The organism is Kribbella yunnanensis, from assembly GCF_039529655.1.
Classification (GTDB): domain Bacteria; phylum Actinomycetota; class Actinomycetes; order Propionibacteriales; family Kribbellaceae; genus Kribbella; species Kribbella yunnanensis.
Window position 1 is genome coordinate 168,710 of sequence record NZ_BAAANF010000013.1, and the last position, 23,685, is coordinate 192,394.

At 65.8% G+C, this 23,685-nt stretch carries 21 protein-coding genes and 3 tRNA genes; 10 read left to right on the plus strand and 14 right to left on the minus strand.

The annotated features are described in order from the left end of the window. The first annotated feature begins 9 nt into the window (after nt 1-9). Nucleotides 10-1,044, plus strand: coding sequence for an amidohydrolase family protein (locus tag ABD231_RS18695; RefSeq protein ID WP_344153121.1), 1,035 nt, complete (start codon nt 10-12; stop codon nt 1,042-1,044). Between the two features lie 241 nt (nt 1,045-1,285). Next, nucleotides 1,286-2,224, plus strand: a complete 939-nt coding sequence (locus ABD231_RS18700) for a LysR family transcriptional regulator (RefSeq protein ID WP_344153124.1) — start codon at nt 1,286-1,288, stop codon at nt 2,222-2,224. Here ABD231_RS18700 and ABD231_RS18705 read toward each other — a convergent pair. The 5 genes from ABD231_RS18705 to ABD231_RS18725 form a co-directional block, all read right to left on the minus strand. Then, nucleotides 2,153-2,884, minus strand: coding sequence for an SDR family NAD(P)-dependent oxidoreductase (locus ABD231_RS18705; RefSeq protein WP_344153127.1), 732 nt, complete (start codon nt 2,882-2,884; stop codon nt 2,153-2,155). The two genes, ABD231_RS18700 and ABD231_RS18705, sit on opposite strands and share 72 nt — an antisense overlap. Nucleotides 2,885-2,897: 13 nt before the next feature. Then, on the minus strand, nt 2,898-3,638 hold the full coding sequence (locus tag ABD231_RS18710; protein WP_344153130.1) for an oxidoreductase: 741 nt from the start codon (nt 3,636-3,638) through the stop codon (nt 2,898-2,900). Nucleotides 3,639-3,743: 105 nt separating this feature from the next. Beyond that, nucleotides 3,744-4,256 carry a GNAT family N-acetyltransferase gene (locus ABD231_RS18715; RefSeq protein ID WP_344153133.1) on the minus strand — a complete coding sequence of 171 codons (513 nt, stop codon included), beginning with the start codon at nt 4,254-4,256 and terminating at the stop codon, nt 3,744-3,746. 71 nt (nt 4,257-4,327) lie between these two features. Beyond that, on the minus strand, nt 4,328-5,434 hold the full coding sequence (locus ABD231_RS18720) for a hypothetical protein (RefSeq protein ID WP_344153137.1): 1,107 nt from the start codon (nt 5,432-5,434) through the stop codon (nt 4,328-4,330). 47 nt (nt 5,435-5,481) lie between these two features. Beyond that, on the minus strand, nt 5,482-6,609 hold the full coding sequence (locus ABD231_RS18725; RefSeq protein WP_344153140.1) for a helix-turn-helix domain-containing protein: 1,128 nt from the start codon (nt 6,607-6,609) through the stop codon (nt 5,482-5,484). Nucleotides 6,610-7,024: 415 nt separating this feature from the next. Between ABD231_RS18725 and ABD231_RS18730 the strand changes: the two genes are divergently transcribed. The 3 genes from ABD231_RS18730 (at nt 7,025) to ABD231_RS18740 (ending at nt 9,882) form a co-directional block, all read left to right on the plus strand. After that, a complete protein-coding gene (locus ABD231_RS18730; RefSeq protein ID WP_344153143.1) occupies nt 7,025-7,816 on the plus strand; it encodes a hypothetical protein in 792 nt (263 codons plus the stop codon). 137 nt (nt 7,817-7,953) lie between these two features. Next, nucleotides 7,954-9,336, plus strand: a complete 1,383-nt coding sequence (locus ABD231_RS18735) for a hypothetical protein (protein WP_344153146.1) — start codon at nt 7,954-7,956, stop codon at nt 9,334-9,336. 111 nt (nt 9,337-9,447) lie between these two features. After that, on the plus strand, nt 9,448-9,882 hold the full coding sequence (locus ABD231_RS18740) for a hypothetical protein (protein WP_344153149.1): 435 nt from the start codon (nt 9,448-9,450) through the stop codon (nt 9,880-9,882). Here the strand turns inward: ABD231_RS18740 and ABD231_RS18745 are convergent. Genes ABD231_RS18745 through ABD231_RS18755 form a run of 3 tightly spaced genes read right to left on the minus strand, consistent with a single transcriptional unit; the run spans nt 9,871 to nt 13,480 of the window. After that, nucleotides 9,871-10,491, minus strand: a complete 621-nt coding sequence (locus tag ABD231_RS18745) for an LLM class flavin-dependent oxidoreductase (protein WP_344153152.1) — start codon at nt 10,489-10,491, stop codon at nt 9,871-9,873. The two genes, ABD231_RS18740 and ABD231_RS18745, sit on opposite strands and share 12 nt — an antisense overlap. 40 nt (nt 10,492-10,531) lie before the next feature. Beyond that, complete coding sequence (locus ABD231_RS18750) at nt 10,532-11,323, minus strand: MBL fold metallo-hydrolase (RefSeq protein WP_344153154.1); 792 nt, start codon at nt 11,321-11,323, stop codon at nt 10,532-10,534. 39 nt (nt 11,324-11,362) lie between these two features. Beyond that, nucleotides 11,363-13,480 (minus strand): MMPL family transporter, encoded by a 2,118-nt coding sequence (locus tag ABD231_RS18755; protein ID WP_344153156.1) that lies wholly within the window; start codon nt 13,478-13,480, stop codon nt 11,363-11,365. 156 nt (nt 13,481-13,636) lie between these two features. Here ABD231_RS18755 and ABD231_RS18760 point away from each other — a divergent pair, with 156 nt between their 5' ends. After that, nucleotides 13,637-14,785 (plus strand): sensor histidine kinase, encoded by a 1,149-nt coding sequence (locus ABD231_RS18760; RefSeq protein ID WP_344153158.1) that lies wholly within the window; start codon nt 13,637-13,639, stop codon nt 14,783-14,785. Then, nucleotides 14,782-15,438, plus strand: coding sequence for a response regulator (locus tag ABD231_RS18765; RefSeq protein WP_344153161.1), 657 nt, complete (start codon nt 14,782-14,784; stop codon nt 15,436-15,438). The genes ABD231_RS18760 and ABD231_RS18765 overlap by 4 nt, the downstream gene beginning before the upstream one ends. Before the next feature lie 655 nt (nt 15,439-16,093). Here ABD231_RS18765 and ABD231_RS18770 read toward each other — a convergent pair. Next, on the minus strand, nt 16,094-16,489 hold the full coding sequence (locus ABD231_RS18770; RefSeq protein WP_344153164.1) for an SRPBCC family protein: 396 nt from the start codon (nt 16,487-16,489) through the stop codon (nt 16,094-16,096). A gap of 441 nt (nt 16,490-16,930) precedes the next feature. Beyond that, entirely contained in the window at nt 16,931-17,092 is a 162-nt protein-coding gene (locus ABD231_RS18775; protein WP_344153167.1) for a hypothetical protein, read from the minus strand. 81 nt (nt 17,093-17,173) lie between these two features. On the opposite strand from ABD231_RS18775, the gene ABD231_RS18780 reads away from it, so the two are divergent. Both ABD231_RS18780 and ABD231_RS18785 read left to right on the plus strand, forming a co-directional pair. Further along, complete coding sequence (locus ABD231_RS18780) at nt 17,174-18,352, plus strand: helix-turn-helix domain-containing protein (protein ID WP_344153170.1); 1,179 nt, start codon at nt 17,174-17,176, stop codon at nt 18,350-18,352. Nucleotides 18,353-19,647: 1,295 nt separating this feature from the next. After that, complete coding sequence (locus ABD231_RS18785) at nt 19,648-20,829, plus strand: Fic family protein (protein WP_344153173.1); 1,182 nt, start codon at nt 19,648-19,650, stop codon at nt 20,827-20,829. Between the two features lie 184 nt (nt 20,830-21,013). On the opposite strand, the gene ABD231_RS18790 is transcribed toward ABD231_RS18785, so the two are convergent. The 4 genes from ABD231_RS18790 to ABD231_RS18805 form a co-directional block, all read right to left on the minus strand. Further along, a tRNA-Phe gene (locus ABD231_RS18790) sits at nt 21,014-21,089 on the minus strand. A gap of 46 nt (nt 21,090-21,135) precedes the next feature. Beyond that, a tRNA-Asp gene (locus ABD231_RS18795) sits at nt 21,136-21,212 on the minus strand. 59 nt (nt 21,213-21,271) lie between these two features. After that, nucleotides 21,272-21,344 (minus strand) — tRNA-Glu (locus tag ABD231_RS18800). A gap of 125 nt (nt 21,345-21,469) precedes the next feature. Continuing rightward, nucleotides 21,470-22,624, minus strand: a complete 1,155-nt coding sequence (locus ABD231_RS18805) for a hypothetical protein (protein WP_344153176.1) — start codon at nt 22,622-22,624, stop codon at nt 21,470-21,472. A 127-nt stretch (nt 22,625-22,751) separates the two neighbouring features. On the opposite strand from ABD231_RS18805, the gene ABD231_RS18810 reads away from it, so the two are divergent. After that, nucleotides 22,752-23,675 carry a LuxR C-terminal-related transcriptional regulator gene (locus ABD231_RS18810; protein WP_344153179.1) on the plus strand — a complete coding sequence of 308 codons (924 nt, stop codon included), beginning with the start codon at nt 22,752-22,754 and terminating at the stop codon, nt 23,673-23,675. Nucleotides 23,676-23,685 lie beyond the last annotated feature (10 nt).

Consider the following 23,685-nt stretch of genomic DNA (forward strand, 5'->3'; position numbering starts at 1 on the left):
GATGCCGGTATGACGCGCTGGGTATTCGACGGGATCGGTCTGCCGACCGGGGAGCAGGTGCATGTCGAGGCGGGGAGTGGTGCGGCCGAGACATTGCCGGGGCGGTTTGTGCTGCCTGGGTTGGTGGATTCGCATTGCCATCTGACGGTCGGGGTTCAGGAGCGCACGCCGGTACCGCTCGACGAAGCGGCCGCGCGGGCGATGCTCGACGACCTCGGTCAGGCGGGAGTTCGCGCCGTACGGGATGTTGGTGGCGATCGGTCGATTACGCTCAAACTCGCAGCAAACCCTGAGGAGGGCCGCCCGCTAGTCCTCGCGGCCGGGCGGTTCTTCGCTCCGGAAGCGTCGTACTTCAACGGCATCTACGAACCCGTCCCCGCCGAGCACCTCGTGACCGCGGTCGAAGCCGAGCTCGACGCCGGCGCCACCTGGATCAAACTGGTCGCCGACTTCCCGCCGGTCGGCCCCGACGGCCCGATCCCCGGCAGCCCGATGACGCCGAACTACGAGCCCGACGCCGTCGATCAGCTGATCGCAACAGCCCACGCCCGCGGCGCCCGAGTCGCCGCGCACGTCCAAACCGGCCTGGTCAGCGAACTCATCCGCGCCGGCATCGACTCCGTCGAACACGGCGAAGTCGTCACCGCCGAAGACCTGCAAACCCTCGGCGCACGAGGCGGCGGCTGGACCCCAACCCTCTCCGCGTACGGCCCACCCGACCCCAACGCCACCCCACAGCAAGCCGAACGCCGCCGCCTCCGCACGGAACACATGACCGAGATGCTCCCGCTCGCCCGCCAGTACGGCGTCCATGTCCTGACCGGCTCCGACATGATCGGAACCGTCGCCGGCGAGGTCGACCAACTCGTCAAACACGGCCTGACCGTCACCCAAGCCATAGAAGCAGCCACCACCTCCGCCGCTACCTTCCTGGGCCTCACCACCACCGACGACCTGGTCACCTACGACGTCGACCCCCGCGACCACCCCGACATCCTCGCCACCCCCGCCGCCGTAGTCCTCCGCGGCCACCGCATCCGCTAACCCCGTCGCCAAGGACACGTAGTAGTCCCGAAACACCACCTCTCCCACGCTCAAAGCCAGCCACAACACCGCCCCCAACCCACTACTACGTGTCCTTCCCGACGCGTTGGATCGCTCTATGAACAGGACGTAGCCCTCTACGCATAGCCCCGCGCCCGCCTGCAACCCGCCGCGCATAGGCAGTCGTAGGCGTATACGTCCTGTCGGTCGGGTGCTGGCGTGCGGTGTAAGACTGGGGAGCATGAGCCTTCGGCAGTATGAGTACGCGTTGGCTGTTGCGGAGGAAGGCTCGGTGACGGCGGCCGCGGAGCGGTTGCGGGTTGCGCAGCCGTCGGTGTCGCAGCAGATTCGTGGGCTGGAGCGGGAGCTCGGGGTGCAGTTGTTCGCCCGTACGCCGACCGGTCTGGTACCGACCGTCGTCGGCCGCGCGTTCTTGCGCGAGGCACAGGTTGCGGTGAACGCATCACGCCGGGCGCGAGCGACCGCCCGGGCCGGTGCCGTGGAACTCGTGGGCGAGCTGGTTGTCGCCGTACAGCTGGGATTCGGGACCCGACAGCTGCCGGGTGCTCTGAGCGCGCTACGCCGCCGCTTCCCGCGCCTCGAGGTCACCGTCTTCGAGGAGCAGAGTTCGGCCGAGCTGGAGCGCCTCTGCAGTCGCGGCGTACTCGACCTCGCCCTGATGGCCGCATGCGATCGCAGCCCGGCCAACGCACACCGCCTCGGAGTCGAGGAATTCGTTGTAGTGCTGGGTCCTGGGCACGAATTGCTCAAAGAAGACCGGGTCAACCTCCGCGACCTGAAAGACGAAACCTGGCTGCGCTTCGACCGCGACAGCGCGCTCGACGGCGTACTGCTGAGTGTCCTCCGCGACCACGACCTGGCCCCGACCACGGCCGCCCGAGTTTCCCAAACCTCGACGGCCGTGCGCTGGGCCGCGCACGGGTTGGGCGTGACGCTCGTCCCGGCCTCGGCGGTACCCGACGGCAACGAGCACCTCATCCGCCCGGTGTCCCCGGTCGTCACCCAACCCGTGATCGCTGTCGTCCGTGAGGACGCGGGTCCCGCCGAGACCGCCCTGCTCGAACTCCTCCGTCAGGCGACCTGGCCCTTAGAAGACACGACCGCCGGCATCGACGTGGAGCGTGGTCCCGTTGACATAGCTGGCGCGCGGCGAAGCTAGGAAGTAGATCGCCTCGGCAATCTCCGATGCCTGCGCCGTCCGCCCAAGCCCCAACTCCTTCGCCATCCCTTCATTACCCTCCGGACCCCACTCAGCCAGCACACCCTCCGTACGCGTCGGCCCAGGCGCCACGCTGTTCACCCGTACGCCGCCCTCCGCGAACTCAGCCGCCCAAGTCCGCGTCAGCGCATCCAACGCAGCCTTCGAAGCGCTGTACGCCGAAGTGGCCGAAAACGCCTTGTGTGCAGCCAATGTGGTCACGTTGACGATGCTCCCCGCACCTTTCGCCAGCATGTGCGGTACGAGCGTCGCGACCAGGAAATAAGCACCCCGCACGTTGGTGTCGAAGATCCGCTCATAGTCCGCGACGCTCTGCTCAACAGTCAGCGCCGTCGGAAAAGCACCAGCGTTGTTGACCAGAATGTCGACCGGCCCACTCTGTCGACCAAGCTCGGCAACCGACTCCAAGTCAGCCAGATCAGCCGGTACGAACCGAACCGCGCCATCCTCCCGCGCCGACTCCACAGCACCCGCACCACGCCGTACATCACGACCGCTGATGACAACCTCAGCACCACCGCGGGCCAGCAACCGAGCCGTCGCCAACCCGATCCCAGACGTCCCGCCGGTCACCAATGCGGTTCTACCCTGCAATTCCATCGCGTGTTCTCCTTCAGCGCCTGGGATATTCGCCGCCATCGACAACGAGATTGCTGCCGGTCAACCAACCCGCCCGCTCTGACGCCAGAAACAGCACCGCATTCGCAATGTCGTCAGCCTGTCCATCCCGTCCCAACGGCGGCGACCCGAGATCCCCTGACGCGCCCTCCAGTTGCGCCCACAGTTCGCGAGTCGCCTCCCCACCCGGCGTTGCGACCCGCCCCGGCGTCACGGTGTTGACGCGAACGCCGTACGGCGCCAACTCCACCGACAACCCACGGCTATAACTCTCCAACGCAGCCTTGGCCGCGATGTAATGCAAGAACGGCCCAATCGGCGTAAACACCGCAGCCGAAGACACATGCACAATCGCCCCCGACCGCCGCTCCCGCATCCCCGGCGCCAGCAACGAATCCAGCCGCACAGAAGCCAAATAATTCAAGTCCAACGCGTCCTGCCACTCCTCATCAGGAATAGCCGAACTATCCACAAACGGCCGCGCCCCACCCACGTTGTGAACCACAATGTCCACCCCACCAAGCCGCTCCGTCACAGCCCGAGCAACAACCTCAGCCCCACTCCGCCCCCGTACGTCGGCCTCCACCACAGTCCCGCCCTCGGGCACACCACTCCCCGCCGACCGAGCAGTAGCAACCACCTCCGCCCCACCCGCCACCAACTGCCGAACCACAGCAGCCCCGATCCCCCGAGTACCACCCGTAACAACAGCCCGCTTCCCCGCAAACTCCAACATCGTCCAACCTCTCGTTTCCCGGCAATCTCCATTTCAACCTAAAGCCGAAAAACAAAGCACACAAAGACGAAAAGACAGTGCCCGCCATAGGAGATTCCTATGGCGTCACCCGAGATACTTTTCGTACTCCTCCTCGATCCGGACCCGATCGTTCACCTTGATCGCCTGGATGCGGGTCGGGCCGGAGTAGCCGAGTTGCCGATAGAACCTGTGCGCCGACTCGATCTCGGCGAAGACCCACAGCCGCAAGAGCTGTGCGCCGAGGGCGAATGCCGTCGACTCGACGGCAGATACCAGGACTTCGCCGACGCCGCGGAGCCGAGCGAACGGGGCGACCCACATCGCCTCCAGGTGCATACCGTCGTCCTCTTCCGGACTGCGGTTGAGCTTCGCGAGACCGACGGGTTCGCCGTCCAGCCTGGCCAGGAACCAGACATGCACCTCGAGCAAACCGCGCCAGTGCTTCTCGTCGTACTCGCCCTCTGCCGACATGCCGCCGAGGAACGCATCAGGAGAATCACTCAGTGCCTGCAACCGCATCGCCCGGGCGGTTGGCCAGTCATCGGCCTCGAGACGGAAAACCGAGATCTGCGGATCGCGCGTGGGCAGCTCCAGCAACCGGGACCCCTCCGTCCGCGCCGGGAAGGAGGAGTTTAGCTGCGCTCGGTGAACGGCCTCAAGTGAAACGATCAGCGGGACAGGACTTCGGCCCCGTAACCGCAGGCGATTCCGGCGGGCAGGCCGAGCTCCGCCAATGCGTAGCGATCGCTTGATGCAGGGCTCAGGTTCACCAGGCGCTTCCGCCATCTGCGCTCGTCCTGCTGCCATGCTTCGAGGTAGTCGACACACAGTCCGCCATCAATCGCCGATGCCTGCGACATCGCTGCGCGCAGCGACGTGTCCGCGCTCCGCACGTGAGGGTGATGCGCCGGCGCCAGCTTGTCCAACGTCTCCTGGATCATCTCCAGGCGGATCTCCTGGAAGTCGCTCCAATAGCTGCGCCTGGCGAGCTTCAGCTGATCGTCGAAGTCCCATCCTGGCGTGCTCTCGAAGAGTGCATAGAGCCCCTCCGCGAGCAGATCGCCGAACTCCTCCCGGGCCGCCCGCTGCGGATCGTAGAACGGCTGGTAGTCGAGCTGCCGAACTTCACCGACCTTGGGCAGATGGCGGTCAGCGGCCTGACGCGCGAAGAAGAACCAGTCCTCGTTGTAGACATCGGGAAAGAACGACAAGTCCGGATGTTGCACCTGTACGCCGAGCACCGCCCCGCTGACGAAGATGTCCTGCTCGAACCCGGCGAGCCGTCGAGCGTGACAGACCACCGAGTTGTCCGGGAACCGCCGGGTGATCATCGAGGCCACCGGGTTCCGGTCGAGCACGCTGGTGAGGCGCGCGACGTCGTACGGACGAAGGTGGCTGATGTCGTCGTCGACGAAGAGGATCTTGTTCCAGCCGCGCAGTCGCGCCAGCAACAGGCCGATGTTGCGCTTGGTGCTGAGATCGCTGGACCGATCGGCAGACGCCTTCAAGAACGTCGGGTCCGCGGTCGCATACGACTGCTCCGGGAGTTGATAGTCGCCTGGTACGTCGACGATCAGTGCGCGGGCGCCAAAACACTCTTCCACGCGCTCGCGGACCTGTTCGCCACTCGTCTGATGGCTACACAGAACCACCAACGGGACAGACAGCGTCGCGGACAGTTCGATGATGTTCTGCAGAGCCGATGCAGGACGCGCGGCCGGTACGACGATCGCGTCCAGCCGACTGCGGCTCGGGGGTACCGCGGAGGTCGACACATCGCGTAACAGGGATGCATGGGAATGCCGCTGACCGATTCGACGGCTCACACAACCGCCTCGTCACTCGGCGACCATTCGTAGAGCCGGTTGTAGGGCTCCCCAAGATCGGGCGACATCGCCCCACCGTTCAGCAATGGAACACGCATCAGGAGCGCGAAGGATCCGCTCGGGAACCGGCTCGCGAGGTACGCCTCGTTCCGCTCGCGAACTGCGATGTCGGTGAGCGCGCGGACTGCGCCGACAACTCCACGGCTGTAGATCCCGCTACAGACGGTCAGCGTGCGCGTGTGATTGAGGGGATTGGGAACCCGGGCCAGAAATCCCACATCGGCGATCAGGCTGCGCCTTTTACCGTCGCGCCAAACATCCTCGGTCTGCTCCGCGGTGATCTGTTCCTTGGTTGGCGCCTTTTCCAAGGTCCGCTCGTATTCGCCCCATTGCGGCCGGAACTCCTGACCGTCGGGCAAACTGAAGATCTCGCCGTTGAGCAAGTCATCTACTTCGACCTGCTGGATCGGCAGATCGCGCAGAAACGGCTGCAGTTGATGGGCGACGTCGTTCCAGACGATCCCGCCGAGCACGATCAAGTGACCGGTCAGGTCGGGTGCGACCGCTTCCTCCGGCAACTTGTGCGCCAGGTCTTCCAGCTCGGGATTGCAGGCGCGCAGGTGCCCCCACAGCTCGATCAACGCGTCCACATCGGCGTACCGGTACATGCGGGTGTAGTTGGGGTTTGCTTCGTCTGCCAGCGGCGACCGATAGGCAGCGGGTGCTTCGGGGCAGATGACCGTGACCGGACCTTCGTCGAAGGACCAGAGGCCAGCGCCGGCAGCCGGCGTACTGGCCTTGTTCCGGGCGGCGTCTCGGAGCCCCGTCAGTTCGCGGTAAAGCGCGGCGAACTTTTCTCGTTCGGAGGAGTTGAGGTCCTCTTCGCGGGCGAGTTGGGGGACGGCTTCGGTGGCGTGGTCCTGGGCGCAGAAGAGTGCGTAGGCGCGGAGGCGGCTGGCGGGGGGAACCTTGGGGTCGGAGGGGTTCTCATACGAGCTGATCGCCGAGACCGAGACGCCCTTGGTGCCGCCCAGTGCGCGCGCCAGTTTCGCCTGGGTCAGCCGCTGCGACTGTCTGAGCGCGCGCAGCCGCTCGGCGAGTACCGCCTCTGGCGAGGGGGCCAAGGGTTCACTCCTGGAGGGTCAGCGTCCAAGGATGGATCCGGTCACCCTACACCGGATTACACCTAACTACAGGTGAAGTTCAAGCGTGGACAGATCCAGGGTCCGCATCGACAACTGTGGAACGGCTGAGGCGCTAGCAAGACCGCTTGCATCGTGATCATCCCGTGACTTCTCCGGCCTGATCAAGGCTCCGAAAGAGGAAATCCACCTTTCTACTGAATCTACTGTGTATCTAGGTGGATGCGCGGGTAGAACAGCTGTAGATGGACAAGCCAGCGACAGGAGCTTCTCACGACCGCAGCCGTTCGATGATCGAGGCAGGTGCCCCCATGAGCAGACTCCCGGCGGTAGTACCGATGCTCACCGTGACGCCATCGCCCTTCGCAAGGGGTGTTCGGCCAGACCCTCCGCGGCCATGATCGGCGTGATCGAGGCGCTCGAGCTGGGGAACTGGCGAAAGGCCTCGCGCATCCTGCACGACGCCGAGCTGTCCGATGCGTACCTGGCGACGATCCTGATGAGGGTCGCCCGAGCGATGTCCTACCGCGCGATCGGCGAGCACAGCCGGGCCTGGACCACGCTCGGAGGTGCGGCGGTCCAGATGCGGCGCCGGCACCCGCGGCTTCCGTGCCTGGCGGTCAACGACAGCGGCCAGATCGACGACGTACCGTCCTGGCCCGGTGAGGTCGAACGACTGGCACTCCCGCAAAGGCCGGCCGCTGGTGGCGATGCCGAGTTGGTCTTTCGGACTGTCCGGCTGATCTGGCGGGAGCAGCAGGAACTGAGTGAGTTGTTCCGGCAGATCGCCGAGCGGTCGACCGGGCTCACCCCGGCCACTCACATCCTGGTGCTCGCCTTCGTGGAGTACATGTGCTGGGTGCGGCACGACCCGGGGACCTGGACGAAGACGGCGCCGATCGATGAGGAAGCCGCGGCTGTCGAGGAACGGATCGATGCGTTCCGCGACGGGCTGCGCGCGGAGTTTCTGCGCAGCGCGACCGATCTGCGCCGTTTGCGGTACCCGTCCGCGGGGGAGATGTCCCTCATGGTCTGGAGCAATGGCGGCAAATACAACGGATTGCAGAGACTGGCGATCCTCGAGCTCGCTCGCCGTTCGGAACCGCCCTGGGCCGGCCCGTCGAAACCCGCCGACTGTCCTTCCCGCCTGAGTTCCGTCAATGCCTGGCAATTCGCCCGGGCATCCTGATTTCGCCGATGTCTTTACGCGTCTTCCCTGCAGACCTACCCTTTAAGGATCCCTATTCCAACGCATCGTCGGCCCATTGTTGACATCATCAACGATCTCGACCCGCCGGTCCGGCAGTGCGCGGAGGAGGTACTTCGATGATCGCCGTCCTGACCGTGCCAGGGAGCGGGGGTGGTGTGCCCGAGGTCCGGCTGGCCGACGAGCCGCCGGCCGACCTGACCGGTACGACGCAACTCGGGGCCGGCGTCAGTGTCGGAATCGATCTGGCGGATCCGGGCGGATGGCGATCGGTTGCGGTCGACGGATGGGACGCGGCGGATCGGGATCTCCTGGAAGCCGTTGTGGGGCAGGACTGCATCCGGCGTCTGAACCAACTCCGAGCCGGCCTGGCCTCGCAACTCACCACCGAGGTTCCGGTTGAGGCTGCCAGGTCGGGGCCTTGGCGCAGGCTTGCGGTGATCGACGCGCTGGACCGCTGGCTGCAGGTGCCTTTGGATCAGGCGTTGCTGGATGCCGAGCGCGCGGTCGTTCGAGCGCGGGCTGCGCGGACCTTGCGATCGAGATCGCTACGGGAGCACCGCAACGGGCAGGCGGTAATACTGGCTCGGCGCTCAGCGGGCGAGCTCTCCACCTACCTAACAGGCCTGGCGAACTCCGCGTCCTCGTTGCCGCGGGCCTTGTATTCCTCGCTGTCACGGGTTACGAGTGGATACGCGGGCCTGGCAAGCCAGGTGACCGGCGGGCCCGACGAGTGCTTCGATGCCGTCGCTGAAGCGTGGAGTCGGTTGAAGCTCGCCGTCCCGGTTGGCGGCGTTCTCAGGCAGTTGCCGACAGTTCAATTCGGCGGCGGAGACAGTACGACGCTGAGCAGCCCGGTCGATCCTCGTCAGGTGCGCGCCCGTGTCGTCGCCACGGAGATCCGCATGGTCGAGTCGCGGGGAGGCTCAGCGGTCCGCGTGGTCGTACCCGCGTTCGGTGCGCGGGTGCCTTCGGTGATCGCGGACCAGTTGATGGTGCGACTTGTCGACCGGCGTTCCGGGGAGGCGCATGCGCCGGTCCGTCTGAAGTTGCGGTCGGGGCGTGACGCCGAGCAGTTCGGAGTCGGGGCGCCAGTCTTCACCCAGGACGTTCCGTTGCGGGGTGCGTCGGCTGATGATGTTCGGGCCGATGTTTTCGACCCGGGGTATGAGACCTCGCCGGCTCTGACGGATGGCGACGACGAGCTGGTTCGGCAACGCAGGGCGCAGTTCGTGTTGAGTGAGTGGCGGCGGGCGATGGTGGAGATCCGGCTTTCGCGGCAGCCGAAGACGCGGAACCGCCGGCTCGCGCGACTGACCGCCGTACTGAATCAGGCTGTTCCTGATGCTGACGAACCCGTCTTCCGTGGTGGTCCGACGCGGGACGAGATCAGCCGGTACGTCGATGCTGCGCCGGGGACCGTTCATCCGTGGTTCACGGGCACCCGGGGTGCCGGCGAACCGTTGGTTGCGGAGCTTGCGGCGGTTCACCAGGCGCGTTGATGTCGTCACGACATCGGAATTCGCCAGGCCCTTGCGTGCTCAGGCTCACTAGCGTCAGAAGGACGTTCGCGATGAGAGGCGGACGTCGCTCCGGGCGATAGGAGTAGCACGATGGCCGTCCGCAGACTGAGTAGCTTGAGCACCGCCCGCAACCCGGTACTGGTGCGCCCGAAGGACCCCGAAGCCGTTGCTCTGAAGCAGGCCGTGTCGCGGCCCTCGACCATGTACTGGTTCCTGATGGTCAGCGATCTGGCGACCGCGATCTGGATGTACACCGTCGGGCCATGGCTCGACACGACCTCGAAATTCACCGCCACCGGCACCCTCGGCGGTCACCACGTCCTCCTCATGATCGTTGCCATCATTGGCTTCGTGATGCTCGCAGCACTCGCCGTCCTGACCGACAACTTCACCCACAGCACCCGAAATCTGGCGATCGCGAGAAACATCGCTTGCATCATCTCGATCGTTGCCCTGACAGGCCTCCTGGCCTTGATCCTGATGGCCCTCCTTAGTCGCGTCCTCTTCGGCCCGCTACGCCCGTAGCTGTGGTGGTCCTTGGCGGAGGATGACTTCGGCTTCGGATCGCGGGCCGGGGGCTATCCAGCGGCCGCACCAAGTGGCGCCGGCTTCGGCGTAGGCGGCGGGGTCTCCGTCGCCTAGGCGGACCTTGATGTCCAGAGGTTCGTTGCGGTCGGCAAGTAGTGAGCGGATGTCTTGTGGGGTTAGCTTTTGGGATGCGGTGGTGGGGCCTTTGTAGGCGGTGGAGCCGTCCCAGCGGAGGATGCGGCGGCGGACTGCGGGGATAAGCAGGTTGCCGCCGACCCAGATGGGGATTCGGGGGTGTTGGAGTGGGCGAGCGGTGAGCTGAGCGCCGGCTAGTTGGTAGTGCTTGCCGTTGTGGTGCACGGGTTGGCCGGTCCAGAGGGCGGTGATGACCTCGAGTGATTCGTCGAGCATCTCGGCGAGCACCCGCGGGTCGGTCGGTTCGCCGACGCCGGCCAGGAACGGATCACCGGGGTCGCCGATTCCGACGCCGACGATGAGTCGGCCGTTCGACAGGTGGTCGAGGGCGACCGCCTCGGCCGCGAGCTTCCAGGGACGACGCGCAGTCCTCGGCCATCCGCGCGAGCTCGGCCAGACCGCGTGGATCACGACCTGGCCCCACCGCTCCGAACGTCACAGAGAATTGCATTCACCTCGCCCTCCAGTTGGCGAACTGCTGGACCTGTCCGTTGTGGATGTCGCTCACCCAATCCCAGCCAGGCGGTGGATCCGTGATGCGCGAGTCATCGAACGCGCCGCCGTCACGCAGGGCATGCACGTACGCGCGGTCCTGCTCGATCCGTTTGCGTACGTCGCCCGAGCCGACCGACCCGTGCCCCGGGACGACGACCTCGACGCCGTCCGCCACCTCCTCGAGCCGTTGCAGTCCAACGAGGTAGTCCTCGATCGGATCAGCGTCGAAGTCGAGCATCGGCACGAAGAGATCGGAGAGCATGTCCCCGGCCACCAGCACCCCGCTCTCCTCGATGAACAGCGCCGCATGGCCCGTGGCATGCGCCGGATGCTCGATGATCCGGACGGTTGGGCCATCCCACGGAATCTCACCCGCAGGCAGATCCGTGATGAGGCCGAACAGTTCCAGCGACATGTCGTCGGCAATCTCCGGAGGCAGCCCCGCGGTGACACGTGCCTCCCAATCCGCGTTCGACCGCAGATCGCGCATGAAGGCCGCGCAACCCGTCGTACCGTAGCGGGGCGCCTCGCCGAGCTGGGCGTGCCAGAGCACGTGATCCCAGTCCGGGTGTGTCGAGAAGCCCGCCACGACCGGCTGATCCAGGTCGCTTGCCAGGCACGCCATTTCGGCGTCCGTGATCCCGGCGTCGATGACCAGCACGCCGTTCCGGCCTTGCACCACGGCGGTGTTGTTCTGGAGCAACTCGCTCTGGTGGACCAGCACACCCTCTGCAACCTGCGTCAGCATGGTTCCCTCTTCCCCTCGTCGACTGCTGCTGCGATTGTGCTACTCCGCACCGACAGTTTGCTGTTGTAGCGCCGGCCGCGGCGTGCGTCGGGTGAACCAGGCGGGCATCCACCAGTTCGCGTCACCCAGCAGCTTCATCAACGCCGGCACCAGAATCAAGCGCACGATGGTCGAATCGACGAGTACGGCGGTCGCCAGGCCGAGCCCGAACATCTTGGCCGTCGGGTCGGAGGCCAGCGAGAAACTGACGAAGACCGCGATCATGATCAGCGCTGCCGAAGTGATCACGCGACCCGTCGTCGTGATGCCGTGGATGGTCGAGTTGGTGTTGTCACCGGTCCGCATGTATTCCTCGCGGATCCGGCTGAGCAGGAACACCTCGTAGTCCATCGACAGCCCGAACACCACGGCGAACATGAACATCGGGATGAACGGCAGGATCGGCACCGTCGACTCCAGTCCGATCAGGTTCGCGCCCCAGCCCCATTGGAAGATCATCACGACGACGCCGAAGGACGCGCCGATGCTGAGCAAGTTCATCAGAGCAGCCTTCAGCGGTACGACGACCGACCGGAACACCACCATGAGCAGCACGACCGACAACAGGATCACCGCGCCGATGAACCACGGCAGCCGGTCATTGACCTTCGCACCGACATCCGCCAGGGTCGCGGTCTGACCGCCGACATGCGCCTTCGCCGGGCTGTCCCGCAGTACCGAAGGGAAGACCTCGGCGCGCAGCCGTTCGACAGTGGTCATCGTCGCGTCGTCCTGCGGACCAGTCGTCGGTACGGCGATCAGTGTCGCAACGCCGGCCGTGGAATTCACCTGAGGCGGCGCCACCGATGCGATACCGCGGTCGGCCCCGATCGCGTCGTACAGGGGTTGGATGACGTTCGGATCGCGCGAGATGTCGGCCGCGATCACCAGCGGACCGTTGCTACCGGCACCGAATCCCGCGGCGACCAGGTCGTAGGCGCGGCGTTCGGTGCGTTGTACCGGGAGCGCGCCGTCATCAGGTGTACCGACGCGGAGCGCGAGCACGGGTGCGGCCAATGCGAGCAGGAGGACAGTCGCGCCGACGGCGTAAACGGCTGCGTGCCTGGACACGTGGCCCGCCCACCGTTGCCATCCGGAACCAGGAGTTGACCGCACCCGCCGTACCTGAAGGCGGTTGATCCAGTGCCCGGCCAAGCCCAGGAACGCGGGCAACAAGGTGAGTGAGGCGAGCACCATGGTCAGCACGATCAGCGAGATGGCGATGCCACCGGCAGTCATGAACGGTACGCCGGCCACCGCCAGCCCGAGGATTGCGATCACGACCGTGCCACCGGCGAAGAGCACCGCCTGCCCGGCCGTGGAGACAGCTCGGCCGACGGCTTCTTCGACTGCCATCCCGGCGGTCAGGTACTCGCGGTGCCGGGTGACGATCATCAGCGCGTAGTCGATGCCTACGCCGAGTCCGATCATGCTGCCGAGTACGGGCGCCCAGCTGGGCAGGTCGATCAGATAGTTCACCAGGCCCAGGGAACTGATCGCCAGCGCGAGGCCGAACACCGCCATACCGATCGGCAGGCCCATCGCGATGATCGACCCGAAGGCGAGCAGCAGGATCACCATGGCCGCGATCAACCCGACCGCCTCGCCGAGACCCGCCTGGGCTTCTTCGAAGGCGTAGAAGATGTCTCCGCCCAGCTCGATCCGCAGCGGCCCTTGCACCGAGCTCAATGTCTTCAGATTCTCGAGATCGCTCGGCTCGAGCTTGTCGAGCACCGGGTATTGCAGCCGGATGAGCCCGACCCTGCCGTCGACCGAGATCACGGGATCGCCCGCCGACACGACGTGCGGCAACGACGCCGCGGTCTCTCGGACTCGCGTCAGGGCGGTCTGCAGCTCGGGCGCGGTGAGCGTCGCGGCCGGGTTGTTCGGAGTGACGACGACCTGGGCGGTGAGCCCGGCCTGATCCGCTCCCGCGGTCGACAGCAGGTCGGTCGCGGCTTGCGAGTCGACACCGGGTGCCCCGAACGACTCCTCGAGCTTCTTGCCGAAGGCCCCGGAAGCGGCGATCACGAGTGCCGCTACGACCAGCCACGCTCCGATCACCACCCAGGGCCGACGGGCGGCGTACCGGCCCAGTTTGTACAGGTTCGACCTCATGACGGTTCCTTTCGGCGAGAGTTGGGTTCAGCCTGCGGTCGAAGGGCTGGGTGCCACCTCGGGCGATGAGCCGGACTTCCCTCGGCCGATGAGCCAGGTCGGGTCCCGTACTTTGAGCCGATACGCCAGGCGGCCCGGAGTCTCTACTCTGTGTGCATGTTGAGAAACGCCGTCCGCTCGCTACTGCGCGAGCCGCGAGCACCCGAGCCGCCCAGGAGGGTGTGGCGCGACTGGGTGCTCGTCGCCGGCGTGCTGATAGGCGGCGTGCTGGAGGTCGTGCTCAGCAAGGACGTGGTGTGGCCGCCCGTCGCGCTGGTGCTCGCTGCGGCAATCGCGTACGCGCTGCTCTGGCGCCGTACCCATCCGTTGCAGGTAGTGGTCGGTGTGTTCAGCGTTCTGATCCTGATCAACACCGTGGTGCTGATCAGTGGGAGCGCGCCTTTCGGCCTCTACTCGATGATCTGCGTGGTGCTGTTGCCGTACTCGCTCCTCCGCTGGGCGTCCGGTCGCGAGGTCCTCATCGGGCTGATCTTCGTCCTGGTGGCACTCGTGACTGGAACCGCCAGCGACTTCCCTGGGTGGGGCGAAGCGGTTCTCGGCGGCATGTTCCTGCTCTTCCCGGCGACACTCGGCCACGCGGCGCGCTACCGGCGTACCGCCAGGCTCCGCGAACTGGACCAGGTACGACTCCGCGAGCGCGAGCAACTGGCCCGCGAGCTACACGACACGGTCGCTCACCACGTCTCGGCCATCGTCATCCGCGCCCAGGCCGGCCGAGCCGTCGCCGCCACCCGCCCGGAAGCCGCAGTCGATGCGCTCGACATCATCGAGACCGAGGGCACGCGTACCCTCGCCGAGCTGCGGACGATGGTCGGGTTGCTGCGAGACGACGGTACGGCGGCGCTCGTGCCGCAACCGGGAGTCGCCGACCTGGAACGGCTCGCCCGCAGTGTCGGCGACCGGCCGCGGGTCCAGGTCTCGATGTCGGGCGACCTCGACAACCTCGGCCCCGGGGTCGGTGCCGCGATCTACCGAATCGCCCAGGAGTCGATCACGAACGCCATCCGGCACGCCCGCCACGCAACGCGCATCGATGTCCGATTGACGTCGTACGACGACTCTCTTCGGCTGACCGTCCACGACGACGGCGAGGCCACCTCGGCGCCGGGGAATTCGCTCGGCTACGGCCTGGCCGGCATGACCGAGCGGGCCACCCTGCTCGGCGGCACTTTCACCGCAGGTCCTGGCTCTGACCGCGGCTGGTCCGTCGACGTCGTACTCCCCCGAACGGCGGTCCGCCGATGACCATTCGCGTCCTCGTAGCCGACGACCAAGACCTCGTCCGAACCGGCCTCGCGATGATCCTCGACGCCCAACCCGACATCGAGGTCGTCGGCCAAGCGGCCGACGGCGTCGAAGCAGTCGAGTTCGCCCGCCGCCTCCGCCCCGACGTCTGCCTGCTCGACATCAGAATGCCCGGCCTCGACGGCATCGCCGTCACCCGCGAACTAGCCGGCCCCGGCGTCCCCGACCCACTCCCCATCGTCGTCATCACCACCTTCGACCTCGACGAATACGTGTACGGCGCCCTGAAAGCCGGCGCCCGCGGATTCCTCCTCAAAGACGCCGGCTCCGACCTCCTGGTCCAAGCCATCCACGCCGCCGCGAACGGCGACGCCCTGATCGCCCCCAACATCACCGCACGCCTGTTGGCTGCCTTCGCCGAACCCACCGGCCACGCCCCGGCCCAACCGACCGACCCCCTCACGCCCCGCGAGGAAGAGGTCCTGCTAGCCGCCTCCCGCGGCCGCACCAACGCCGAGATCGCAGCAGACCTCCACATCAGCCTCAGCACCGTAAAAACCCACCTAACAGCCGTCATGGCCAAGATCGGCGCCCGAAACCGAGTAGAAATCGCCATGTGGGCCTACGAAACCCGCCGCCTCAACCCCTCTTGATGCCAGCCGGGCGCTGCCTATTGGGAGAGTAGTGGGGAAGAGATTCTCCTTCCCCAGCGTGCTACGCAGCCGCCATTCGTCGCTGCGCTCCTCACAGCGCCCGCTACGCGCGCACCCACCCACCCTGCGACGGTGCGTGCTCCGCCCGCTCCTAGCGCTACCGCGCCCCTCCCGCGGGCTACCGCCCGCCCTTGCCCGCTTATCGCGGGCACCCGGTCCGTAGCTGGCCGCCGCGACGAGTCCTCACCTTCACTCGGGCAGAGGATGACGACGGCTGCGTGGACGTGGCCTCCGGGAGCAAATTCGGTGAGCCAGGGTTTGATGTCTAGGACGGGTGCGCCCACCCCCGCGTAGGTCGCGTCGACTGGAAGCACTGTGCCGCCGGACATCGATTTCTGGCGACAATCTTCCTTCACTCGACGGCTGGGCCGCTGTTCCCGCACGGTGACCGAAGCCACCGAGCACGTAGGAGCGGGAAGGCAGGGATGCGGGCAAGTGCGGACCGCCACCACCGTCTAACTGTGCGCGGCTCGGGCAGTTCACGCTCAGCACCACCTGCACAAGGCGCCGCACAGGAGGTTAGACAGTGCTGCAGGTCCGCTCCGACAATCCATGGGACACGTCTCGAGGGTGCGCGGCAGAGCCAGCGCGTGGGTCAGCCCTTCGCTTCGCGAACATCCGTTCCCTGCTCGGCGAACGCCTTGAAGTCCTGCATGTGCTGTTGCGACCGCTTGCGGAAGGCGCCGCGCAGGAAAGTCGCCCCCAGCCGCATCGGCAAGCTGCTGAACCGGAATTCGTTCTCGCTCACCCAGAGCGTCATCTCCGGCCCGGCTTCAGTCAGTCGTTCGCGCGCGGCATTCCACATGCCCTCGGCAACGATCTCACGTTCGAAGCGAACGACGGCGTCCTTCGGGATCCCGTGCAGGTCCGCCGGTTCCCGACGCGTGATGGTCTCAATGGCCTCCATCTCCTGCTGCCCCATCCGCATCACGACGCGCGACTTGGTGCCGACCTGTCCGTGCAGCCCGTTCAGCGGTTCATGCAGCACCACGCCCCGCACCCACTTCGGCACGTGCGCGGAGTCAGCGAGCAACTGAACCGCTTCTCCCGCGGCAGCGCGATCTCGATCGAGACGGTGTACTTCATGGCGAATCGCTCCAGTCCCCGGCAGAAGATGCGGGTCCAGCCAGCAAACCGCGCCGCCGATGCCAGTCCGGCCCACCTGTGTCCCGCAGCCACCGGCACGAACCTGCCATCCAGACCCGCAGCGAGCCGCCCGACGTCCCAGGACTCAGATCTTCCGACCGAGGCGTGAGGTTGTAGAGCGGTCCCCGAGTCCGCCCTCGCCGGGGACCCGGGGACCGCTTTGTGTGCGGAGTCGGCCGCCCACCTGCTCCGCACTCTCACTGGCCAGGCGCATCTGGCCGATAGTGGAAGGCGAGGCGTACGCGGTTCACAGGGCTTCACACGCACGCCTCGCCGGTCTAGGCAGTCAGTCCTCGTCCAGCCATTCCGCGCCGTCGGCGGTTCGGTGGTAGCCCTTGTGGTCTCCGAGGATGCACGGCATGCCGGTGTTCGGGTGGAGGCCGTCACAGAGACCTGTGCCTGCCCACTCGACCCCGTTGATTTCGCGCCCCGTACGTGTGCCGTTCATGGGTTCAGCTTGTCGGCAACCGGGCGTTGGATCACTGGTTCCTGCGTATCCCTCAGGTTCAGGATGCAGGGATACAACGGCGTGAGCGACACTGGAGATGTGACCTTCGGAGATCGGCTGAGGGAGTATCGCGAACACAGGGGTTGGTCTTTGGCCGACCTCAACAAAGCGACGCACTACAGCCGGTCGTACCTGTCGAATCTGGAGAACGGCAGAAAGGTCCCGACTGCGGATGTAGCGCAGGCCTGTGATGAGGCACTACGGGCCAAGGGCGAACTGATCTCAGCAGCGAGAGGGGACAAGGTCTCCAAGCTTGATCGGGCGCCGTGGCAAACTGCTGAACTCATCCAGCGGATGCAAGCCAGTGACACGACGGCAAGCACGCTGGAAAGCTTGCAATCTACCGTCGAGGAGATGTGCTGTCAGTACAACCATCGCGACGCCCTCGAGTTGCGCCAGGAAGCGCATGGCTGGCTACATCACGTCGCGGGGCTTCTGGACCGTCCCGTCGGTCTGAAGGCGCACGCGGATCTGCTGGTAGCCGGCGGATGGCTTGCTCTGCTGGCGGGTTGTGTTGAGTACGACCTTGGGATGCGTACCGCGGCGGAGTCAACGCGTCGCGCAGCTATGCAACTCGGTCTCGAGGCCGGCCATCCTGAGATTGTGGGGTGGGGACATGAGATGACTGCCTGGTTTGCTTTGACCCAGGGACGGTTTCGCCAGGCCGTCGCGGCTTCCGCGCGAGGCCAGGCCGTGGCGCCTGGAGGCACGGTGCAGGTCCAACTCATCGCCCAGGAGGCCAAGGCCAAAGCGCGCCTAGGTGACTCGGGTCTGCAAACGGCGCTTGATCGCGGCAAAGAGATTCTCGATCACCTGCCGTACCCCGATCGACCGGACAACCACTTCAAGGTGGACCCCGCCAAGTGGGACTACTACGCGATGGACGTGCACCGAATCGCGGGCGATGACGAGCTGGCCACGAAGTACGCGCACGGCGTGATCGACGACAACATCACCCCTGACGGCGTCGAGCTGAGCCCGATGCGAATCGCCGAGTGCCGCCTCACCCTTGGTGTCGTCGCAGGCCGTGGTGGCGACCTCGAACAAGCCGTGGCGCTAGGTGCGTCCGGTCTCAAGGAAGGCCGCCAAAGCAAGCCACCCCTCCAGATGATCGCCACAGAACTCGACCAAGAACTACGCCAACGCTTCCCCGGCGAAGCCCTCGTAGTCGAGTTCGAAGAGACCCTTCGCGGCCTCTAAGCCTGGAGCGAGTGCCAGCAGGTGGCTGCCTGCGTGCGGCAGAAGAAAGGAGCGCGCGATAGCAGGCACCGCCGGGGGTGGGTGGTGCACGCTGGAGAAGAACAAGCCGACAAGAAGATCCTCACCGGTGTCGGAGAGGTGGTGCTGGTCAGGGCGGTCTCGAACCGCCGACCTTCCACTTTCAGTCCGACAGCGCTTCTCACGATGACCGGCTGTGTCGTTGATGAGCAGGGCTCGACGTCGATCTGGCGTTGTAGTCGGTGCCCGGTATTGCTGGACCCGTCGCCGGACCTCGACGCGGGATGATTGGCGGATGGACCTCATGCGGATGAGCGAGCGCGACTACTGGGCCGAGGTGGCCAGGCGACCAGGGATGTTCGTCAGTCGAACCACGTTCGCCGGTCTGACGGGGTACCTCAGGGGGTACGACGATCACTCCTTGCGGTACGGCGGACTAGGTTTGAATGGCTGGAGCGAGTGGCTTGTGGCCAGACGGGGCCGTGATTGCAACCATGGATGGGACGGTCAGGTCCTCCACCTAGCTTTTCCCGAAGGGTGGGGACGGGACTTGTCCGAGGACCAGGAGCAGCACGTCATCAAGGTGCTCTTCGAACTGCTGGACCAGTTTCTCGCAGACCGTGAGGCGAAAGCTGCCGCGACATAGCAGCTATGGAGGATTCGTTGACCGGTCCGCTGTGCAGATGAACAGCGTTGCTGGACCACTAGGCAGACGCTGCTGCAAGAAGCCGCAGGTGAGAAGTGTGGTCAGGGCGGTCTCGAACCGCCGACGTTCGCGTTCAGCTCGGCAGTGGGATCCGTTCGGCTGCGTGGCATCTCAGCAAGGGCCGGCTGCGGTCCCACGCCAGCGCTCGTCGTCGCCTGCTGTTGCGGTACCTGTTGCGGTACGTGCGCAGAGGTTCGATCCAGGCGACCCTTCGTCTGTAGAGCCTCGATGGACGCCGCAGTCGTCGCTCCCTTTGAGTTGGTCCTCCCAGCAGGGCTGAGTCTTAGGCCGCTTCGGGGGAAGAAGGACTCGGGTGAGGATGAGGCATCCAGCCGATAGTTGTCGGCGCTCCACGAGCGAACCGAGCGCTTCCTGGTTCACACGGGCGGGATCGCCGTCCACAGGGGGTTAACCTGGACTAATATCGCCGTAAGTCCAGGTTATGGAGCTAACCTGGACTTAGCGACGAGGAGATCCAGGTTTGAGTCAGCAGATCACGGCAGTCTGGCAGGCTAATCCCGACGCCTACGGGCCCCGCAAACACAGGCGTCCGTGTGAGTACACAGCGTACGTGCCCGACCTGCTCAGCGCCCACGCATTGGACTTCAGTGCTGAGCTCACGGCGGACATCGTCGACGCCGAACGTGCCCTGGCAGCTTTCGGTGGGCCCGGCGAGCGCCACCTCGAGCAACTGGCCAGGTTCTTGCTGCGGGCCGAGGCTGTCGCCTCGTCCAAGATCGAGGGGCTGCAGGTCAACAGCCGGCGACTCGCCAGGCATGAAGCGAAGCTGGCAGCCGGGGTGCAGGACAAGGATGCGACCGCCGATGCTGTCCTGGGCAACGTCAAAGCCATGGATCTTGCAGTGCAGTCTGTTGCGCTGGTCGAGAACGTTGAGGTGAAGGACCTCCTCGACATTCATCGGGCTCTCATGGAGTACTCTGATCAGCCCGAGATCGCTGGTCTGATCAGAACCACGCAGAACTGGATCGGTGGCAACAACTTCAATCCCTGCCACGCAGCCTTCGTGCCTCCGCCGCCGGAGTTCGTCGAGACGCTCCTGCAGGATCTGTGTGCATTCGTCAACCGAGACGATTTGCCCGGCACGGTCCAGGCTGGATTGGCCCACGCACAGTTCGAGACGATCCATCCCTTCATGGACGGCAACGGTCGAACCGGTCGTGCTCTCATCCACGTCGTCCTCAAGAGGCGCGGGCTGGCAAAGGACTTCGTTCCGCCGATCAGTCTCGCGCTCGCAACTCGAGCCTCGGCATATGTTGACGGTCTGTCCAGCTTCAGATACACAGGCTCCCCGGATGGACGGTCGGCGCTCGACGGCCTCCGCGATTGGCTGGACCTGTTCCTGACTGCGACGCGGCGAGCCACCAACGATGCAGCCGCTCTGCAAACGAGCCTGGCGAATCTGGAACTGGACTGGCGAGCCTCGCTCAAACCTCGTAAAGGTAGCGCAGCCGATCGCCTCCTTCCCGAGCTGATCGGGCATCCAGTGATCTCTGCGGAAGATGTCATGCGATTGACCGGAGCGAGCAGATCCGCTGCGTTCGCGGCCGTGGAAAGCTATGTCGAGGTCGGGATTCTCCAGCCAATCGGTAATCAGCAGCGCTCTCGCCTCTACGAGGCATCGAAGGTGTTCGGCATCCTCACCGACTATGAGCGTGCATCGGCCACCGAGTCAGGCAACACTCGAGGCGAGCAGCCGAAGCGCGCGGTTCCTTATCGTCACAACTCTTCCTGAATGCGTTGCCCTGTGTGTGTTCGTTGTGCAGGATCGTCCGCGGCGGTGCCGGAGGGCTATCTCGCAGTCCGACGTGAGCCATTGAACTTGCCGGCGGTTGACCGCCGGCGTGCGGTAGGGGAAGGAGCACGCTGGGGATGAAAAACCCCAAAAGAAAAACCCTCACCGGTGTCGGAGAGGGTGGTGGTGGTCAGGGGCGGTCTCGAACCGCCGACCTTCCGCTTTTCAGGCGGACGCTCTACCAGCTGAGCTACCTGACCGGGGAGAAAGTTCGGCGGCGGTGTGTTTTACACCGCCGCCTTCTCCTGGCGACCCAGACGGGACTCGAACCCGCGACCTCCGCCGTGACAGGGCGGCACGCTAACCAACTGCGCTACTGGGCCAGGTTTCTCGATGATCTTACAGCATCTTCGAGGTGGTTCTGACACTGGTCTTTCGACCGTATCCCCAACGGGATTCGAACCCGCGTTACCGCCTTGAAAGGGCAGCGTCCTAGGCCACTAGACGATGGGGACTCGGACCCGCGGGAGCCGAAGCTCCAGGGACAGCCGTAAGCATAGAGGAGGTTTCGTCAGCTTCCAAAACGAGTATTGGTGGGCCCCGGACCGGGGTGAGAGAGGACCGGTCCGGGGCTGCTTGGTTAGGCGTCCGGAGCGATCAGCTGGGGGTACTGGGCAACGAAGAGGCCGTGGAAGGTGAGGGCGGGGAGGATGTGGCCTTGGGGGCTGGCGGTGTCGGCGACGGTGTAGGCCCAGAGTGCGGTGCGCATGCGCTGGGTGGGGGTGCCGTGGTGGCCGGGGGCGCTGAAACCGCAGTCGCCTACCTGGAAGAAGACCTGGCTGAACTGCTGGGCGCGCTTCCACTGGACGGCGCCGCCGCGGGCGTGGGCGAGGAAGTACGACGAGAACGCGTCGGCCATCAGTTCGGCCCAGCGGGAGGCTTCGGGGGCGGGGAGGTCGGTGCGCATCAGGTTGTCGGCGAACTGGACCTGGTGGCCGAATTCGTGGGCCAGGATCGCGCGGGGGGCCACGTCGCCCAGACCGACCTTGGCGAAGCCGTCGAGGACGCCGTCGCCGAGGACGATGCGGCGTACTGCTGTGGGGTAGCCGGGGATGACCTCGCCGCCCGAGGCCGCGTAGGCGTTGAAGGTGAAGACGGGCAGGTCGCCCTGGTTGAGGGCTGGGGTGTTCAGCTGTACGGCGATCAGTTCGCCGACCGCCTGAGCCGTGGCCGGGTTGACGCCGTACAGGGCGGTGAGGACTCGGGCGCTCACTGCCGGGTTGAGGAGTGAGTGGCCGTGGGCGGGGACCAGTTCGATGCCGGCGGACGGGATGTCCCAGAAGGTCCGCAGACTGCGGTCTGTGCGGTTGACCTGGGAGGTGAAGTCACCGTCGGCGCCGTACGTGAACGGGCCGCTCTGTGGCAGGTAGACCGCATCGACCATGGGGATGTCGAAGATCAGTACGAGTGTTGCGGCCAGACGCTGGTCCGGGGTCCAGTTCGTCGCGTCGGGGAGGATTGCGGACAGTACTGGCGGCGGTGCGGCCGAGCACTCGTACTGCGTCGGGTCGATCGCGGCCAGTGCGGCGTCCTGCATCGGGCTGCGAGTCAGGCCGAGCCGTGCTTGCCCGGCCTCGGCGAGTGCCTTCAGCGCCGGCAGCTGCTCGGCGACAGGGGACAAGGCAGGGGGCAATGCAGGGGATAAGGCCGGTGCTGCGGTAGCGCCGGTCGGCGCGGTGAGGCCGAGGGTGAGGCCCAGAGCGGCCACCACCGGCCAGACAAGGCGTTTTCTCATCGGGGTCTCCTGAAACGCGAGGGGAACAGAGCACGGTCAGTATTTGCCGGTGAGAGCGTGTGCACGAGACGCCAGTGGTGTCAGAAACCGGCATGGCGGGAACCTGTCGCCAGTGGTACACAGAGGCATGGACGCGCTCCGCGCACTAGACCTCTCGCCGGAGGCGGAGAAGCTCTACCTAGAGCTCCTGCAGCACCACGTAGAGCACCCAGCACAGCAGTACGTCGACGAACTGGCCGCGCGGGGCCTTGTCGAGCACGTAGGTGGCGAGGTCGTCGTCCGGCCGCCGAGGCTCGCCGTGGAAGCGCTCGCTGAGCAGCACGCGAAGCAGTCCGCACTCATAAGGGAGAGCGCGGACGTTCTCACAGACCTCTGGCGGGCGGCCTCCGGCAAGCAGGACCACCTGGAGCTCCTGACCACGTACGACGCCGTACAGTCCGTGATCGACTCGGTACAGACCGATGCGCAGCACCAGGTCCGTGCGATGACGATGGGCACGATCATGGCGCCGCGCAAGATGCAGATCGTGGCCGGCCTGTTCGACGCACTCAAGCGTGGGGTCCGGTACGACGTCATCTACGGAGCGCACGTCTTGCAGAACGAGGCCGCGCTCCACATGGCCCAGGAGTGCATCGACGCGGGTGAGCAGGCCAGGGTCTTCCCACGCGTACCGCTCAACCTGACCCTGGTCGACCATCGCTGGGCCCTGGTCGCCGCCCGCTCACCAGACGCCCGCCCCGAGTTCGTCGCGATGGTGGTCCACGAATCGGCGCTGCTCGAAGGCCTCGAGGGAATCTTCGAGGCGCTGTGGCGGATCGCCGTACCGATCACCAACACGACCGAGCTGAACGACGTCGACGCGGGACCCAGCCTAGAGACGAAGCGGCTGCTCACCTATCTGAGTGCGGGCCTCACCGACGAGTCGATCGCGCGTGAGGTCGGGGTCAGCGAGCGGACCATCGCCCGGCGGATCGGGCGGCTCCAGGAGGCGCTGGGCGCGCAGACCCGGTTCCAGCTCGGCGTTCAGGCCAGCAGGCAGGGCTGGCTGTAGTCACTACGCT